Here is a 16913-nt window from a genome sequence, read left to right on the forward strand (position 1 = left end):
TAATCACAAAAAGAATTATATATATCTTTTATTTTTGTTGAATAGGTATTTAAAATTTCCAAAATTTTTGGATTAAAATCTTTTGGTGAAGTTCTATCATCACCTTCTAAAATTATTTTCATTGTAACTTCATGGGTTAATGCGTTTTTATAGGGTCTTTTTGATCTAAGAGCATCATATATATCGACAATAGAAACAATTTGTGCTTCAATAGGAATTTCATCACCTGATAAATTAAATGGATATCCGCCACCGTTATACTTTTCATGATGATATAGTGCTATTTTTAAAGCAGTATTAAAATAACGGTCTTCACCTAATAATTTTTTTGCATAAATTGTATGCTTTTTTATAACTTCATATTCTTCATCGGTTAGTCTTGATTTTTTATTTAGAATTTCTAAAGGAATAAAAATTTTTCCAATATCATGTAATGGTGCAAATTCGTGAATTTCTAAAATCTTTTCATTGGGTAATCCTAGTTTTTTTGCAATAAAAGAAGCCAATTCACCTACTCGATATATATGCTGCCCAGTTATATCATCATGTGCTTCTGCAATTAACGCCAATTTATTTGCAAAATTTAAATAGGCATTTTTTACCTGGTCTATATCTAATTTTGAGGATAAAGTAGTTTTTGCTATATTTATAAATGCCTGAAAAATTAATTTATCAGAATCATTGAATGTTTTATTAGTATTAGCTGCGGTTTCTAAAGCAAAACTTAATAACTTATCTTTACGGATTTTTGTTGTAGCAATCATAATTTCATTTATAGGTTTGATTGCATTGAAGAATTTTTGTTTAATTATATCATTATCGAAAAGTTCGTTATTAAATCTAGTCAATTCATCATATTTAAAAAATTTTATTTTTTCTCCTGTTTGGATCATATATTTACTTTTAAGTGGAAGATTTTTTAATATTTTAATATCATGTCCCACAGCGGAAATGAATCTCCAATTTTCACCATCTGAAATGGATATGCTTCCATGATCAGCATTTTCAGATAATTCTATGGCAAATTTTAGTAAATAATCAAAATATTTTTCTAAATCAATATCTTTATTTCCAAGATAATAGATTAAATCAATTATCTTAAATAGTTTTTCATTCAATATTTTTAACTCCGAATTTTTATTTTCTAATATTTTTTGATGTTTTATAATTTCAGTTACATCAACCCACAAAACCAGAAGACCTTTTTCTTTATCAGAAATGGAAATAGAAGATTTATAGTCTTTGAAATACATAATTTTATTATTTAAATTTAATTCAAATGTATCTATAAATCCTTTTTTCTTAGAAGATAAAATTTCCACATCTTCTATAATAGAATCTTCTACTAATTTTTTATTTTTTTCATGAAATAAATCAAATAAAGATTTACCTATAATATCTTCTTTTTTCATACCTATTAAATTGGCGAAAGCATTATTAGCAAAAATAATATTTTGTTCAATATTTTTAATATATATAGGGTTAGGAGAAAGGTTTACTATTTCTTCTATTAATTTTTTTGATGCGTTTAATTCGCTAATTTTATATTCTAAGTTGTTAAAAGCTTTTTTTAATAATTTAGTTCTGTTATCAACTTCTTTTTTTAGTAAATTAGAATATAAATAAAATAAGGCAAAAATTATTAAGATAAATATACTTCCGAAAATAATAATGTATATAAGCCATTTTGGTATTTTTTCTCTTATAATGGGCTCAAAGTATTTATCAAAGGTTTTATAATAGTATGAGTTATTATCATTTTTTAATTCTTTAATTTTTTTGTCGAATATAGTGAATATATTTTTTAAATTCTCATCTTTTCTATACATAATATGTCCGCCAATAGGCTTGAATATAATAGAAGTTTTATTAACATTATATTTTTTTTCCATATCCAGACCAAAAAAGCGTGGTACAATACCAACATCAATTATTTTCTTATGTAATTTCTCAAAGATTTCTTCATATGTATTTAATTCTATATAGGTAGCATTGGTTTTAAAATCATTTAAAATATCTTTTATACCCCCATTTCCGTTATAAAAGATATCGGTTTTCATCACACCAATTTTTTTATTTTTTAAGTCTAATATAGATTTAAGATTTAAGTCTTTTCTTGTATAAACAACAGCCCATTCGAAAAATATCGGCTCATTATTAAAATAAAAATCTTCGGCTCTTTTTTCTGTATAAGCTAATGGTGCAACGGCATCTATTTCATTTCTTCGCAATTTTTCAATTAAATTTTGTTGAGTATCAATAATAATATCTAACTCAATATTGTTTGATTCAGCAATATAATTTAAGATTTCATTTAGAAATCCGGTTTTTTCATCTATAACAATTGGGGCAGCTTTATATAATCCTATAGTTATGGAAAAAGAAATTAAATTTATTATTATAAATAAAATAAAAAATATTTTTTTCATGTTAAAATCACCTTACTATTGTATTGTGATGATAAATATATCATTTTTAAGTAAAAAAGAATGTATGTAAATGTTAAGTTTGAGAATTCGTTTAATGTATTATTTTATTCTTGCCTTTGTTTTTTGCAATATATGCTTTTTTATCAGCATTTTTTATAAGTGAAGATATAGGAGTTTTAGAGCTATCTTCAATCCCTACACTAAACTTAATGCCAGTTTTATGCAAATTTTTTTTAATTCTTTTTATAATTCTATGAGCGGCAAATTTATTTATATTTTCAAAAATAATAACAAATTCATCTCCACCATATCTATAAGCTTTGTCATTATTTCTAATAGAGGTCTTTAAAATATTTGAAAATTCTTTTAAAAGAGAATCACCTTTCAAATGGCCATATTTATCATTGATCTGTTTAAAGTTATCAAGATCAATGAAGGCAAGAGATATTAGCTTTTTTTCCTTTTCATATAACTTCAAATCTTTTTTTAGTTTAGAAGAATTATATAGTTCAGTTAAATAATCAACCTCACTTAATTTTCTAATTTCATTAAAGTGTTCTCCGTGAACAAGTATCATAGAAAGTATTTTTGATAGAGTTGATAATATTAACATATCTTCTTCTGTTGGCCGTAATCCATCTCTTGGACTATCACATGAAATATAGCCAATTATATCATTATTTTTATTTTTTAAAACTAAGGCTAATAAATCATTTTTATTCCACTCATAATCTTTATTATATATATTTTGCGCATTTATATTTTGTTCAAGAATAAAATAATCATTTTTATCTAGTTTTTCTGCAATATTGGGTATAAAATATACTTCTCCATATTTGTTTTGCTCTTTAAAAACTTTTTTGATAATTTCAGAAGCTTTAATTTTTCTTTTTTTGAATTTTTCAAATTCTTTTTCAGAAAAACCAGCATAAGCAATTCTATTAATAGCATCATTTTCATAATCAATTTCAGATATTAATACATAGTTGTAACCAAATTTTTCATTAAGAAATCGAGCAGCATCATTTAAGATTGCATATTTTGAGACTTTTATAGAATATGAATATAATAAATTTGAAAATTCAAGCATAATTTCATTAAATTTTTTTAATCGTTTATTTTTGATTTTTTCTTCTTCCTTTTCATGTAAATATTTTGTTATAAAAAAGTAGATACCTAAAAACAATAAATTTTGAAACAAAAAATAATATTTAACTATGTTATTTTGACTAATTAAATATAAGTATATACTTGGCAAGGAAGCTAAAAAAAATAAATATTCTACAAAAAACATCTTTAAATCAAATTTGCCGATATCTGCAAGAAATGAATTGAAAATTTTTGAAAGAGATATAAATAAAAATAATTTAAAATATGTATTAATGGATAAATAATTTACAATTATGTATGACAAATAATACATAGAAAAATAGACAAAAAATTTTCTAATTCGTGCCAAAAATTTTATATAGTCAATTCTCAAAACAGTAATTAAAGAAGCAAAAAATATATATTGCGATCCGTATAAATAAGCAATTAAAAATCCAGGAACATTAGATACAAGGCGATCTTTATTTTTCCATTTTACGTTAATGTTATCAGCAATAAACGTTATTATTAATACTATTAATAATTTTGTTGGTTCTATTTCCCGTTGAATAGGAAATAGAATAATAAGTAATATACTAATTATGCCGTTAAAAAGTAAACTTTTAATATATTTATGATCAACCATTTCTTCCCGCAGCCCCCTATGCTTTATTTTTTCAGCACATCATCATCAAGAGCTTCATCTATTTCATCGAATCCAAACAACCTGGCTTTAATCTTTAAATCCTCAATATGCAACATATTTATTATATTTTTTGCCAATAAAAACTCGAAAGGTAACCAAGTTACATGACCTGTTGGAATAAAATAATGTTTGGCACCTTTAAATTCTTTGGCTAACATTTTTCTACTTTTTCTCGATAAAGTTTTATCAAATAAAGCTTCAACAAAAGTAACCTTTTTAGGATTTATTAAATGCGCATAAGATAAGGGATCTATTTTAAATAATGGATGAATATTTTCAGAATGTATTAATTCATTTAAAGACATGTTCTTAACAATATCAAATTGTTCTTTATAAATATTAAAAATTTTTTTTGGATTATGCAAATCAAAATCGTCTTTAAACCCTTTTTTAATTAGTCTTTTTACAAATTTTGTTGCAGGAGAATTATATAATATTTCTGGCAAATGACCTCCTGTCGTCATTAATAAAAAGTTTTTTAATTGTGGATTTAAAGCTTCAACTATAGTACCAACCATGCCTCCTAAACAATATCCTATTAAAATGTTCTCCGGTTTCCATAAATTTTCTTGTTTTAAGAGATCTAAAGTTGATAAAGTGTCAACAACCCCATGTTCCCAAAAATGATACATTAGCTTTAAATCAGGCCACAAATAACTTCTTCCGCTAACAGAATTTTTATCCACACGAGTGTAATTTCCCGGTAATATAAGAATTGAAGTATTAATTCCAACGCTTGCAAGCCTTCTTGCAAGCCATATCATATATTTTATATTTGCACTTCCTAGTCCATGTAAAATTAAAGCAGAAGCATATGTTTCATCTTTTGGTGTAAAATTATAAACTTCAACAGTTTCTGTACCTTCAGCAGGTTTTTTATAAAGTGTTTTAAATCTAGTATAATTACATCTATAATGCTTTCCTTTGAAAATAAAGCCAGATATATAATTAATTTTTTGTTTTTCATAGGAAAAATTAATTTTCATTTTCTACCAAACTCCTTATAAATTTAATAGTTTCATGTAATATTCTAATTGTTTGTATATCTCTATTTTCAAATTCAAAAGCGTGGTCTCCATTTTTATGAACAAGTATTTTAGTTTGAACACCTTTTTCCTTTAGTTTTTTAAGTAATTCGACAGATGAAGAAAATGGAACAGTTTTATCTTTTTTACCATGAACTAATAAAACGGGTTTCATATTTTCATTTATCCAGAAAATAGGTGAATAGTATAAAAATTTTCCTTCTTCTGTTGGTGTTGGAAAAGCTTTTAATGTAGCAGCAGTAGCAACTTTTGCAAACACTGATTTTACATTTTTATCAAATAAATGTCTTAAATTAGAAGGTGTATAATAAGCAACAATTCCTTTTATACCTTCTATATTTTTCTCATTCTTTACAAAAGTATAATAAGCATAGTATAATAATGTAAGATGGCCACCAGCAGACAATCCCATCAATACAATATTATTTTTATCTAGTAATAGTTCTTTGGAATTTTTTTTAATATAATTCAATGCATCGGTGTAGTCGGATAGTATTTCGTTCATTGTATGTGAAATCCCTAATCTATAATCAATAGAGACAACAGCAAAACCTTTTGAAGCTAAAAATTCACACCATGATACATTGTTTTTTTGATTTCTAAAGCCAGATACCCAACCTCCACCATGTGTAAAAAAAATCACAGGATAAATCTTTTTTGTTTTTGGATAATAAATATCTAATTTTAATTCACGATTTTCAATAATCTTATATGTATAAGTATATGGGCCATTGAAATCTTTTGCGTCAATAGGGAGTTTTCTGGTTAATAGGTTTATTATATATAATATGAACCAAAAAACAAAGCCATATATTAAAATAATTCCACCCCAGATAACTGAAAGGAATAAAATAAAAATAGTATATAATTTTTTTAAAGTTTCTTTATTCATATTTACCACCTAGATTTTTTTATATTATTATATCATATTAATTATACATTAATAAAAAAATAATCAAAAACAAACAAAAGGAGAATATATATGAGTTTTGGAAAAATTTTAAAAATCATAGAAGAAAAGGATTTTGTTGAGCATAATAAGAAAATTAGAAAAGAGGTTTTGAAAGTTAATAAATGGTTATTGAATCCGAGAAGTTTAAATAGGAGGAAAATGCTTTATGTTTTTAGATTTCTAAGTAAAAATGCAGAAAGAAAAATCTTGAATAAGCATTTAAATGATTTGCAGTTTTTATTTATACATATAGCAGAAAAACCAAAAGAGAACAGAATAAATGATTTGAAAAAATATTATAATTTGTTAGAAGAAGATGTTTCAATGATAAAATTTTTGATGTATCCTAAAAAATTTCCACCAGGAGGTTATGAAGAAAAATTAAAAAAATATGGTATAGAATTATATTCGCCAAGTGTAATCTTTAAAAAATTGCCTTTTAAAGATTATATAGATTTATATGCTTTGATGACATATATACCTCTTGATGAAAAAAATCCTTTTATACAAAATCTTCTTGATGAAATATTAAAAATAGATCCTCTACAAGATAAAAAATCGTATTTTAAAAAGGTTATCGATATATATAAAAGCTTAAATGATTTTGAAAAACATATATTAAATATACAATTAAAAAATTTCTCATATTATCATTATAAATTATTTAATACAGATTCTATAAAAGGAATAGTAATTGATGGAAGTAATGTTGTTAGATATGAGGATAAAGATTCTTTACAATTTTTAATAGATATGTTGGACAATATGTTTTTTGGCAAAATTGTATTTTTTCCCGTTCATATAGTTTTTGATAACAATGTAAAACATTTTTTAAGCACAGAAGATAGAAAAGTATTAGAATTATTAGCAGAAAAGAAAAGAGTATATTTTAATTCTCCTGCAGATGAAATGATAGTATATATTTCAAACAAATATGATTATTATATATTGTCTAATGATAATTTTAAAGAATATGATGTAAACGAAAATAAATTATTGAAAATAAAAGATTTTAAATTTGACAATTAATATATCGAGTGATATATTAATATAGAGTGCAAAGATAATTAAAAAATGAAAGGAGAAATATTATGAAAAAAGTTCATGAAAGATTTATTGAATACACCAAATTTTACACAACTTCAAACGAAAAATCAAAAACATGTCCATCAACTCCTGAACAATTAGTTTTTGCGAAATATTTAAAAGAAGAGTTAGAACAGATTGGGTTAAAAGATGTAGAATTAGATGAAAATGGTTATGTATATGCAACACTTCCTTCTAATATAAATGAAGAAATTCCAACAATAGGATTTATAGCTCATATGGATACTTCTCCGGCTTTAACCGGCAAAGGAGTTAAAGCTAAAATAGTAAAATATGAAGATGGAGATATTGTTTTAAACAAAGAAAAAAATATAGTATTAAGTCCAGAAGAATTTCCAGAACTAAAAAAATATATTGGTCAAGAATTAATAGTTACAGATGGTAACACATTGTTAGGTGCAGATGATAAAGCAGGAATAGCGGAAATAATTACAGCAATGGAATATTTAATAGAGCATCCTGAAATAAAACATGGAACAATTAAAGTAGGATTTACACCAGATGAAGAAATAGGAAGAGGAGCAGATAATTTTAATGTAGAAAATTTTGGAGCAGATTTTGCATATACAGTAGATGGTGGAGAAATTGGAGAACTTGAGGCTGAGAACTTTAATGCTGCAACAGCAACATATATAATTCATGGAAAAAGCATTCATCCTGGAACAGCTAAAGGAAAGATGATTAATGCGGCATTAATCGCATCAGAATTAGCAATGATGTTTCCTGAAGCTCAAACGCCACAACACACAGAAAAGTATGAAGGTTTTTTTCATGTTGTTCATATTTCTGGAGATTGTGATAATGCAAAATTAATAATGATTGTTAGAGATCATGATAAGAAAATATTTGAAAATAAAAAATGGTTATGTGAAAAAAATGCAGAGTTATTGAATAAAAAATATGGAGATGGAACAGTAGAATTGGAATTAAAAGATAGTTATTACAATATGAAAGAAAAAATACCTTCTGAAATGGTTAAAATTGCAAAAAAAGCAATGGAAAATGTCGGGGTCAAACCTATAATCAAACCAATTAGAGGTGGAACAGACGGTGCAAGGTTATCTTATATGGGATTGCCATGTCCAAATATATTTACAGGTGGTCATAATTTTCATGGAAGATATGAATACATACCAATACCTTCTATGAAAAAAGCCGTAGAAACAATTATAGAAATAATAAAAATTGTAGCAGAAAAATAAGAATGGCTAAGCCATTCTTATTTTTCCATTATTCTCCATTTTCTTTTTTTTGCTATTCTTTTTAATCTGAAATCTGGAGACACACAAACTGGATTACCTACTATTTTCAATAGTGGCAAATCAGATATAGAATCACTATAAAAGTAGGCATCTTTTAAATCAAAATTATTTTTTTCGCATAATTTTTTTGCTTCAGTAACTTTATTTTCTTCATACATATAAGTTCCCATTTCTCCAGTAATAATCCCATTTTTTATAATAGTTCTGGTACAAATAACATCATCGAATTTTAAATATTCTGCTACTGGCATCACAATAGAATCAGGAGAAGCGGAAATAATAACAAGATATGCATTATTATTTCTATGATATTCAATCTCTTTTTTCATACTCTCTCTTATGTGATACTTACCATCTTCTTCAAACCATTGTTTTGCAAATCCAAATGCTTCTTCAGCTCTTTGACCAGAATATTGTGCAGCAGTTTCTCTCATCATTTTTTCCATATCCTTTATTTCAATTCCCAATTTATAAAAAAGTGTAAACAAACCCATTCGGTAATATTTCCACCAGGTGAATTTTCCGTGTTTTATTTCATATTTATAATAAAGTTGTGGACTGTATTTATCAAGTAAAGTTTTATCTAAATCAAAAAAAGCTACATATTCCTTCATAATTACCTCCTATACGAAATATATAGCTTTATTATATCATATTTTGTATTCAATAACAATTAGGCTTATTATATTTAATATTCGTTTATAATATAGTAAAAAATAAGAAAACCCCCTTCGGTTTTTATATAGGGGATTTTTTTGTGATATTTTATCTATTTTTTATAATATTCTCCTATTGATTTTACAATATATTCTTGTTCTTCAAAATGTAATTCGGGAAAAATAGGAAGAGCTAAAGTTGTTTTTGTAGCTTTTTCTGTAATTGGAAAATCTCCTTTCTTATATCCAAGATATTCAAAACATTTCTGTTGATGTAATCCTTTAGGATAGTAAATTGATGTGCCTATACCTTTTTCAGTTAAAAATTTTCTTAATTCGTCTCTATTTCCTTTTTTTAATGTGATAACGTATTGATGATATACGTGAGATTTGTCCTCAAAAACTTCAGGATAATCTATAAATTCTATTAAGCTATATTTTTTGAAAAGATTATCATAATTTTTTGCTATATTTATTCTTTTTTCTATAAACTCATCTAAATGTTTTAATTTTATTTTTAAAATTGCAGCTTGAACTTCATCTAACCTTGAATTAAAACCAACTTCATCGTGATAATATTTCTTTGAAGCCCCGTGAATTCTCAACTTTCTAACTCTATTTGCAAGTTCTTCATCATTAGTAAATACCATTCCTCCATCACCATATCCACCAAGATTTTTTGTTGGAAAAAATGATGTAATACTTAAATCACCAACTGAAAATCCTTTTTTATCGTTCCATTTTGATCCTATTGATTGTGCTCCATCTTCAATAATATAAACTCCGTATTTTTCTTTAAAGTATTGTAATCTATCTAGATCTATAGTTTTTCCAAATAAATGTACAGGAATTATAGCTTTTATTTTATCTTTTTCAGGATGTGTTTTAAGTATTTTCTCGACATCATCAAGATTCATATTATAGTATTTTTCTTCTATATCAACGAAAATAGGGTTTGCGCCATTCCTTGTAATGCAACTGGCAGTTGCGAAAAATGTATAAGGCGTTGTGATAATATAATCCCCATTTTTTATATTCAATGCTTTTACAGATAAAAACAATGCATCAGAACCGTTTGCAACTCCAATTGCATATTTTGTTCCAGTATATTCTGAAAGTTCTTCTTCAAGAGATTTTACATTTGGCCCAAGTATAACCTTTCCGCTTTTGAAAATTCCATCTAACGTTTTAATCACTTCTTCTCGAATTGCGTTGTATTGTCTTGTCATATCAAATAAAGGTATTTTCATTTTTTATTCTCCTTTCTCTAAAGATACATTTCCGTTTGCATCAATATTGAATATATAAATATTTGAAAGCTTATAATCATTAGCATTTTTTAATATATCTTCTGAGTGCCTAAATGAAGCAATAATAATCATATCGTAATTTAAGTTTTTAACTTCTTCTGGAGCATAAATATTTATTCCGTGAATTTTATCTCCCTGTTTCGCAATAGAATCATCGATAAATCCTATAACATTTATATTTTCGCTATTTAAAACTTTTAGAACAATACTTCCAACAACACCTGCGCCATATAATAAAATATTTTTATAGCCAATATTTTCAATTTTATTTAAAACCTGGCTAAAGGACTTTTTTGTTTCAGAATATATATTTGATACTTCGTTTATAAAAGATACAGTTAAAAACTGTAATCTTTTTTTTCCATTATGTGTTATTTCATAATTCATATTTCGTCTGTTTCCGCCAGTTTTTACAATATAATCTTTATCTTCAAAATCTTTTAAATAGCGATTCACCATCGAAGGTACAATGCCAACATTTTTTGCAATGGTTTCTTGAGATACTTTTTTATTTTGAGAAATTATTTGCAGTATCATTAATTCTCTAAAGTTTGGAGAAGGATTAAAAAATGTGTAATCCTCAAAGTCAAACATTTTTTCACCTCTTTCATTCACTGAGTGAATTATAACATAATATTATTTTAAAGTCAATAATTTTTAATAAATGTAATTCTGAAGAAGAAAAAACTTTAGAATAATTTTTTTATCTTTGATGGATTTTAAAACTTTTTTATGAACTTATAATATTAAACATTATTTTAACAATATTTTCAACAAAAACACTTGACATATATATGCATAAGATATATAATAAAGATGATATATATAAAAAACATATAGGAGGTGAGTGACATGGCATATTATGAAGATGATTATGGATATGGAAGAAATTATGGAAGAGGATTTGGACCGGGTAGAGGATACGGAATGGGAAGAGGAATGGGTCGTGGATACGGAAGAGGATTTGGACGTGGTTATGGAAGAGGATTTGGTTATGATAATTATGAAGATTATTATAGACAGAACATAGAAGATGAAAAAGCTATGTTGATGGATTATAAAAGATATCTCGAAGAAGAAATGCGTTTTGTCGAAGAAAGATTAAGAGAACTTGATAGATATTCTCAAGGGGGTGAAAGATGATGCCAGGATTTGATGGGACAGGTCCAATGGGAACAGGGCCAGTTGGAAGAAGGATGGGACCATGTGCAAATTCAGGATATGTAGCTCCAGTTTCACCAGTATATAGATGGATAAGACCTTTTAATAATGCATTTTATGGATTCAGAAGAGGTTTTGGCATGGGACGCGGTTTTGGCAGAGGCTTTGCCGCCGGATATGGAAGAGGATTTGGTAACGGTTATGGTAGGGGACGCGGCAGAGGCTGGTGGTAAATAGAAAATTAAGGGTTGGGAAAACCAACCCTTTTTTAAAAAAAATTCATATATTATTTTTGTATATATAGTGGTATAATATATATGAATAATTGAACAGGAGGAAAAAAACGTGAAAATTACTATATTAAGTGGAAAAGGTGGAACAGGCAAAACAACTATCTCTACCAATTTAGCATACACGCTATCAAAAATATACAATGTTCAGTTATTAGATGTTGATGTTGAAGAACCAAATGATCACTTGTTTTTTGATATAAATTTTGAAAAAGAGGAAAGTGTAGATATTTTATTACCTATAGTAGATAATAACGCATGTATAAAATGCGGGGAATGTGCTAAAGCATGTCAGTTTGGTGCTATTTCTGTGTTTCCAACTGGAACAATGGTATTTGAAAGCTTATGCCATGGTTGTGGTGCATGTGCAATGGTTTGTCCTGTGAATGCTATTAAAGAAGAGCCAAAAAGTATAGGAAAAATAAAATTAGGAAAAATAAATGAAAATTTAAAATTTGGAATGGGCCTTTTAAATATAGGGGAACCTTCTGGTGTAAGGAATATAAGGCAATTAAAAAAACATATAGATAGATCTGCAGATATTGTATTAATCGATTCACAACCGGGAACATCTTGTCCTGTGGTGGAAAGCTTAAGAAACACGGATTTTGCTATTTTAGTAACGGAACCAACAACATTTGGACTACATGATTTAGCTCTTGCTGTAGATTTAGTAAAAGAAATGGGTATACCTGCAGGTATTGTTGTAAATAGAGATACAGGTAAAACAAATATGATAGATGAATATTCTAAAAAAGAAAATATCCCTATAATATTAAAAATCCCTTTTGATAGAAACATTGCAAAATTATATTCAGAAGGAAAAATATTCTCTCAGTATTTACCAGAATGGGAAGAAAAGTTTAGAAAAGCTTTTGAAACCATAAAGGGGATGATTATATGAAGCAATTAGCTATAGTCAGCGGAAAAGGTGGAACAGGTAAAACAACTTTAAGTTCTTCCTTTGGAGCTCTATTAAATAATGCAGTCCTTGCTGATTGTGATGTTGATGCTGCTAATTTGAATCTAATGTTCAATGGTGAATTAAAAGAAAAATATGATTATTATGGCGGAAAAAAAGCTATAATAGATCAAAATAAATGCGATAAATGTGGTATTTGTAAAAACATCTGCCGATTTGAAGCTATAACCTTTGAGAATGGTATATATGATGTAGATCCATATGCATGTGAAGGCTGTAATGCATGTGTTATAGCTTGTCCTCAAAATGCGATAAAATTAGAAACTGCATTATCTGGAGAATATTATTATTCATCACTTAATGATGAAAAAGATATTGTTCATGCTAATTTAAACCCCGGAGAGGAAACCTCTGGTGGATTAGTAGCAGAAGTTAGAAAATTAGCTATGAATAAAGCCCAGGAAAAAAATAAAGATATTGTATTAATTGATGGCGCTCCTGGTATTGGATGTCCTGCAACTTCATCTATAACAGCAACAGATTATGTTGTTATAGTAACCGAACCAACAACCTCAGGATTACATGATTTAAAAAGAATTATAGAAACAGTAAGACATTTTAGAAGAGATTTTGGTGTTGTAATTAATAAATATGATTTAAATTCTGTTGTAAGTAAAGAAATAATAAATTACTGTATAAGCGATGGAATTGAAGTACTCGGTGAAATCCCATTTGACGAAACAGTTGAAAAATCAAACTTAGAAATAAATCCTGTTGTTAATTATGAAAATAGTCCAGCTGCAAAGGCAATTAAAGATATATTCAATAAAGTAATGCAAAAATTAAAATAAATTATGGAGGTGTTATTATGAAATTGGCAATACCATCACAAGGAAAAACATTAGATTCATTAAGCAACGATAGGTTTGCAAGAGCCGAACTTTTTGTAATTTATGATTTAGAAAAAAACGAAATTGTGGAAATAGTAGAAAACACAGCAAATGAAGCACACGGCATGGGGCCAAAAGTATCACAAATGTTAGCAGAAAAAGGTGTTAATATATTAATATTGGAAAGTGTGGGGAAAAATGCCTTCGAAGTTTTAAAGGCTGCAGGAATAGAAGTATATTTAACAAAAAAAGATACATTAGCTAACATAATTGAAAATTACAAGAATGGAAAATTAGAAAAAGTGGAAAGTGCAACACATTAAGGAGTTGAGATAATGAAAATAGCATTTGGCACAAAAGATGGAATACATATAAATGATGAACACTTTGGACATTCTGAAATATATGTTGTATATGATTATGACGGAAACGAATTTAAAAAAATAGAAGAAATTAAAAACCCTTATGCAGAAACTCATTTACATGCAAAGGCAGAAGAAATAAAAGAATTTTTAGGTCATTGCAAAGTCTGGGTAGGTAATTCAATGGGAAAATGCTCCATGATAAAGCTCGACAAATGGGGATACAAACCATTAATAGTTGAATCAAAAACAGTTGAAGACGCATTAGAAGAAGTTAGATATATGTTAGCTGGAGAAGTAGAATAATCTCCTGGAGGTGATAACATGCCATGGATAAAAGAAAATGAATGTATAAAATGTAAAATATGTTTAAATGTATGTCCTGTTGAAGGAGCAATAACTTTAAAAGATGATGGTTATCCATATATAAATAATGATATTTGTACAAGATGCGGATTATGTATGGAAAAATGTCCTAAAAATGCTATAAGACCAAACTCTGAAAACCCAGCAATGCGTGGTATGGGTAGAGGATTAGGAAGAAATAGGGGATTTTAAAAACGAAAAGGGGTGATTTTTCTTGAAATTTGGAAATTTTGAAACGAAAAATCATATATTTATGGCTCCAGTAAAAACAGCGCTAGCTACACCAAAAACAGGATTTATTACAGACGAACAAATAGCATACTACGAAAGAAAAGCAAAAGGTGGAGTTGGCACAATTATCTTAGAACCAATAGCGGTTTTACCTTCAGGTAAAGAACACCCGAAACAAACTATGTTAAATACAGACGAACACATAACAGGGTTGAAAAAATTAACTAACGTACTTCATAAACACGAAACAAAATTAATTGTACATCTTAATCACGCTGGAAAGCTGCAAACCCAAAAGCATCAGGTGAAGTTTTATCACCATCATCAATCAAATGCCCTTCTACAGGTCAAATTCCAAAAGAATTATCAGAATATGAAATAAAAAATATAATCGATGCATTTAAAGAAAATGCATTAAGAGCTCAAAAAGCAGGTGTTGATGGCATCGAGATTCAATTTGGACACGGGTATATAGTTCATCAATTTTATTCTGAAAGACTGAATAAAAGGAATGATGAATATGGAAAAAATAGATTCAAATTTGCCAGAGAACTCTTATCTTCTATAACATCAGAACTCAAAATCCCTTTGTTTATCAGAATTTCCGGAAGTGAGTTTGTGGAAAATGGAATAACAAATGAGGATTTAAAAACAATATTTGCTCTAGCAGAAGAATTTAATGTTTCTGCAATTCATGTTGGATGGGGAAATGCATGTGATTCAGCTCCATGGTATTATAATCATATGTCATTGCCAACAGATATAATGGATAAGAAGTTAATAGAGATAAGAGAATTAACTTCATTGCCATTAATAGCTGCAGGTAGAATGCATAAAAATGAAAGATACAAAAAATTAGTAAAAGATAAAATAGTAGATGGTGTAGTTTTTGGAAGACAATTAATTATTGATCCAGACTTTCCAAATAAAATTTTATCAAATTCTGATGATTATTTAAGATGTGGTAGTTGCTTACAAGGATGTCTTGGAAATGTAAAAGCAGGAAAACCAATAGGTTGTATAGCAAATCCAGAATTACATAAAGAATTTATTGTTAACATTGAAAATAAGAAGAAAATAGCAATAGTCGGTGCAGGTCCTGCAGGATTATTTGCTGGCTTATACTTAAAGAAAAAAGGCTACGATATTACAGTCTTTGAAAAAAATGCATATTTAGGTGGTCAATGGGTATTAGCATATAAATCGCCTGGAAAAATGTCCATGAAGGATACATTAGATGATTTAATAAAAAAAGCAGAAAAAGAATTAACCATAAAAACAAATACAAAAGTTACAGCAGAAACTTTTAAAAACAGTTCATTTGATGCAATTATTGTGGCAACTGGTGCAAATCCATTTGTCCCTCCTATTAAAGGTTTAGAAAATTATATTACCGGCTTTGATTACTTTGAAGGAAAAGAAATAAGTGGTGAGAGCGTATTAATAATTGGCGGAGGCTTAATAGGATTAGAAGTTGCTGAAGCATTGGTTAAAGAAAACAAGAAAGTTACTGTTGTTGAGGCGTTAGATGAAGTTGGAAGAGGAATGGAAATAGTGGCAAGCAAATTATTTAAGAAAAATTATGCTCCAAAAATATCTATTTATACAAAAACCATGGTAAAAGAAATTAAAGGGAAAGAAGTATTCGTTCAAACCAAAGAAGAAGAAGTTTCTTTAGGTGAATTTGATGATATTGTAATTACAGCAGGCACAAAACCAGATAATAAACTATATGAAGAATTATCAAAAGAATTAGATAATGTATATTTAATAGGAGATGCATTAAAAGTTGGACAAATAATAGACGCAACAACTGAAGGCTTTGAATTAGCAATGAAAATATAACTAAAATCATTAATCTCCTGCTTCGTGCAGGAGATTTTTTCCCGAGTTTGACAGCAATTTAAGGAAAAATGAAAAAATTGGACGGTAAAATGCGTATTTGAGGTGTGTAAATCTAGGTCAGTCGAAAAAGTGTGTGGCTAACTTTTTATGATATTTTTGCATATAACTATTGATTTTACTAACTTTTAGTGGTATAATATATATGAAAACCACTAAAAGGAGATGGCATGATGTTCGTTAAAATATCAAAGGTGAAAGGAAAAAAGTATTTAAGAGTAATGGAAAGTGT

The 16913-nt window shown here is 27.4% G+C and carries 18 protein-coding genes; 11 read left to right on the plus strand and 7 right to left on the minus strand.

Annotated elements, in window-relative coordinates:
- The 4 genes from BUA62_RS09640 to BUA62_RS09655 all read right to left on the minus strand — a co-directional run.
- The coding region (locus BUA62_RS09640) for an HD domain-containing phosphohydrolase (RefSeq protein ID WP_072865840.1) at positions 1 to 2429 on the minus strand (2429 nt) is incomplete at its 3' end.
- Between the two features lie 91 nt (positions 2430 to 2520).
- The gene (locus BUA62_RS09645; RefSeq protein WP_072865842.1) at positions 2521 to 4164 is read right to left on the minus strand and encodes a GGDEF domain-containing protein; all 1644 of its coding nucleotides are present in this window, start codon (positions 4162 to 4164) and stop codon (positions 2521 to 2523) included.
- A gap of 23 nt (positions 4165 to 4187) precedes the next feature.
- Positions 4188 to 5210, minus strand: coding sequence for a dienelactone hydrolase family protein (locus tag BUA62_RS09650; protein WP_072865844.1), 1023 nt, complete (start codon positions 5208 to 5210; stop codon positions 4188 to 4190).
- Positions 5200 to 6162: an alpha/beta hydrolase gene (locus BUA62_RS09655; RefSeq protein ID WP_072865846.1), complete on the minus strand. Its 963-nt coding sequence runs from the start codon at positions 6160 to 6162 to the stop codon at positions 5200 to 5202. The genes BUA62_RS09650 and BUA62_RS09655 overlap by 11 nt, the downstream gene beginning before the upstream one ends.
- A 90-nt stretch (positions 6163 to 6252) precedes the next feature.
- Here BUA62_RS09655 and BUA62_RS09660 point away from each other — a divergent pair, with 90 nt between their 5' ends.
- On the plus strand, positions 6253 to 7251 hold the full coding sequence (locus BUA62_RS09660; RefSeq protein WP_072865848.1) for a PIN domain-containing protein: 999 nt from the start codon (positions 6253 to 6255) through the stop codon (positions 7249 to 7251).
- Positions 7252 to 7313: 62 nt separating this feature from the next.
- Positions 7314 to 8531 carry a peptidase T gene (pepT, locus tag BUA62_RS09665; RefSeq protein WP_072865850.1) on the plus strand — a complete coding sequence of 406 codons (1218 nt, stop codon included), beginning with the start codon at positions 7314 to 7316 and terminating at the stop codon, positions 8529 to 8531.
- Positions 8532 to 8548: 17 nt separating this feature from the next.
- Here the strand turns inward: pepT and BUA62_RS09670 are convergent, their stop codons facing one another.
- The 3 genes from BUA62_RS09670 to BUA62_RS09680 form a co-directional block, all read right to left on the minus strand.
- Positions 8549 to 9205, minus strand: a complete 657-nt coding sequence (locus tag BUA62_RS09670) for an HAD family hydrolase (RefSeq protein WP_072865852.1) — start codon at positions 9203 to 9205, stop codon at positions 8549 to 8551.
- Positions 9206 to 9360: 155 nt separating this feature from the next.
- Entirely contained in the window at positions 9361 to 10497 is a 1137-nt protein-coding gene (locus BUA62_RS09675) for a DegT/DnrJ/EryC1/StrS family aminotransferase (protein ID WP_072865854.1), read from the minus strand.
- Positions 10498 to 10500: 3 nt separating this feature from the next.
- Positions 10501 to 11151 (minus strand): MarR family winged helix-turn-helix transcriptional regulator, encoded by a 651-nt coding sequence (locus BUA62_RS09680; RefSeq protein WP_072865855.1) that lies wholly within the window; start codon positions 11149 to 11151, stop codon positions 10501 to 10503.
- Positions 11152 to 11409: 258 nt separating this feature from the next.
- On the opposite strand from BUA62_RS09680, the gene BUA62_RS09685 reads away from it, so the two are divergent.
- From BUA62_RS09685 to BUA62_RS11860, 9 genes are all read left to right on the plus strand, one after another.
- The gene (locus BUA62_RS09685; RefSeq protein WP_072865856.1) at positions 11410 to 11700 is read left to right on the plus strand and encodes a DUF5320 family protein; all 291 of its coding nucleotides are present in this window, start codon (positions 11410 to 11412) and stop codon (positions 11698 to 11700) included.
- Positions 11697 to 11951 carry a DUF5320 domain-containing protein gene (locus BUA62_RS11560; protein ID WP_200782414.1) on the plus strand — a complete coding sequence of 85 codons (255 nt, stop codon included), beginning with the start codon at positions 11697 to 11699 and terminating at the stop codon, positions 11949 to 11951. Before BUA62_RS09685 ends, BUA62_RS11560 begins: the two co-directional genes overlap by 4 nt.
- Before the next feature lie 112 nt (positions 11952 to 12063).
- Entirely contained in the window at positions 12064 to 12912 is an 849-nt protein-coding gene (locus tag BUA62_RS09695) for an ATP-binding protein (protein WP_072865857.1), read from the plus strand.
- Positions 12909 to 13781: an ATP-binding protein gene (locus BUA62_RS09700; protein WP_072865858.1), complete on the plus strand. Its 873-nt coding sequence runs from the start codon at positions 12909 to 12911 to the stop codon at positions 13779 to 13781. The genes BUA62_RS09695 and BUA62_RS09700 overlap by 4 nt, the downstream gene beginning before the upstream one ends.
- Positions 13782 to 13798: 17 nt before the next feature.
- Entirely contained in the window at positions 13799 to 14143 is a 345-nt protein-coding gene (locus tag BUA62_RS09705) for a NifB/NifX family molybdenum-iron cluster-binding protein (RefSeq protein WP_047266740.1), read from the plus strand.
- A 12-nt stretch (positions 14144 to 14155) separates the two neighbouring features.
- On the plus strand, positions 14156 to 14488 hold the full coding sequence (locus BUA62_RS09710) for a NifB/NifX family molybdenum-iron cluster-binding protein (protein ID WP_072865859.1): 333 nt from the start codon (positions 14156 to 14158) through the stop codon (positions 14486 to 14488).
- Between the two features lie 18 nt (positions 14489 to 14506).
- Positions 14507 to 14740 (plus strand): 4Fe-4S binding protein, encoded by a 234-nt coding sequence (locus BUA62_RS09715; protein WP_072865860.1) that lies wholly within the window; start codon positions 14507 to 14509, stop codon positions 14738 to 14740.
- A gap of 22 nt (positions 14741 to 14762) precedes the next feature.
- Positions 14763 to 15161, plus strand: coding sequence for an oxidoreductase (locus tag BUA62_RS11855; protein ID WP_200782416.1), 399 nt, complete (start codon positions 14763 to 14765; stop codon positions 15159 to 15161).
- The gene (locus BUA62_RS11860) at positions 15131 to 16624 is read left to right on the plus strand and encodes an FAD-dependent oxidoreductase (RefSeq protein ID WP_268776022.1); all 1494 of its coding nucleotides are present in this window, start codon (positions 15131 to 15133) and stop codon (positions 16622 to 16624) included. The genes BUA62_RS11855 and BUA62_RS11860 overlap by 31 nt, the downstream gene beginning before the upstream one ends.
- The last annotated feature ends 289 nt before the right edge of the window (positions 16625 to 16913 follow it).

The sequence above is a fragment of the Marinitoga hydrogenitolerans DSM 16785 genome (assembly GCF_900129175.1).
Taxonomy (GTDB): domain Bacteria; phylum Thermotogota; class Thermotogae; order Petrotogales; family Petrotogaceae; genus Marinitoga; species Marinitoga hydrogenitolerans.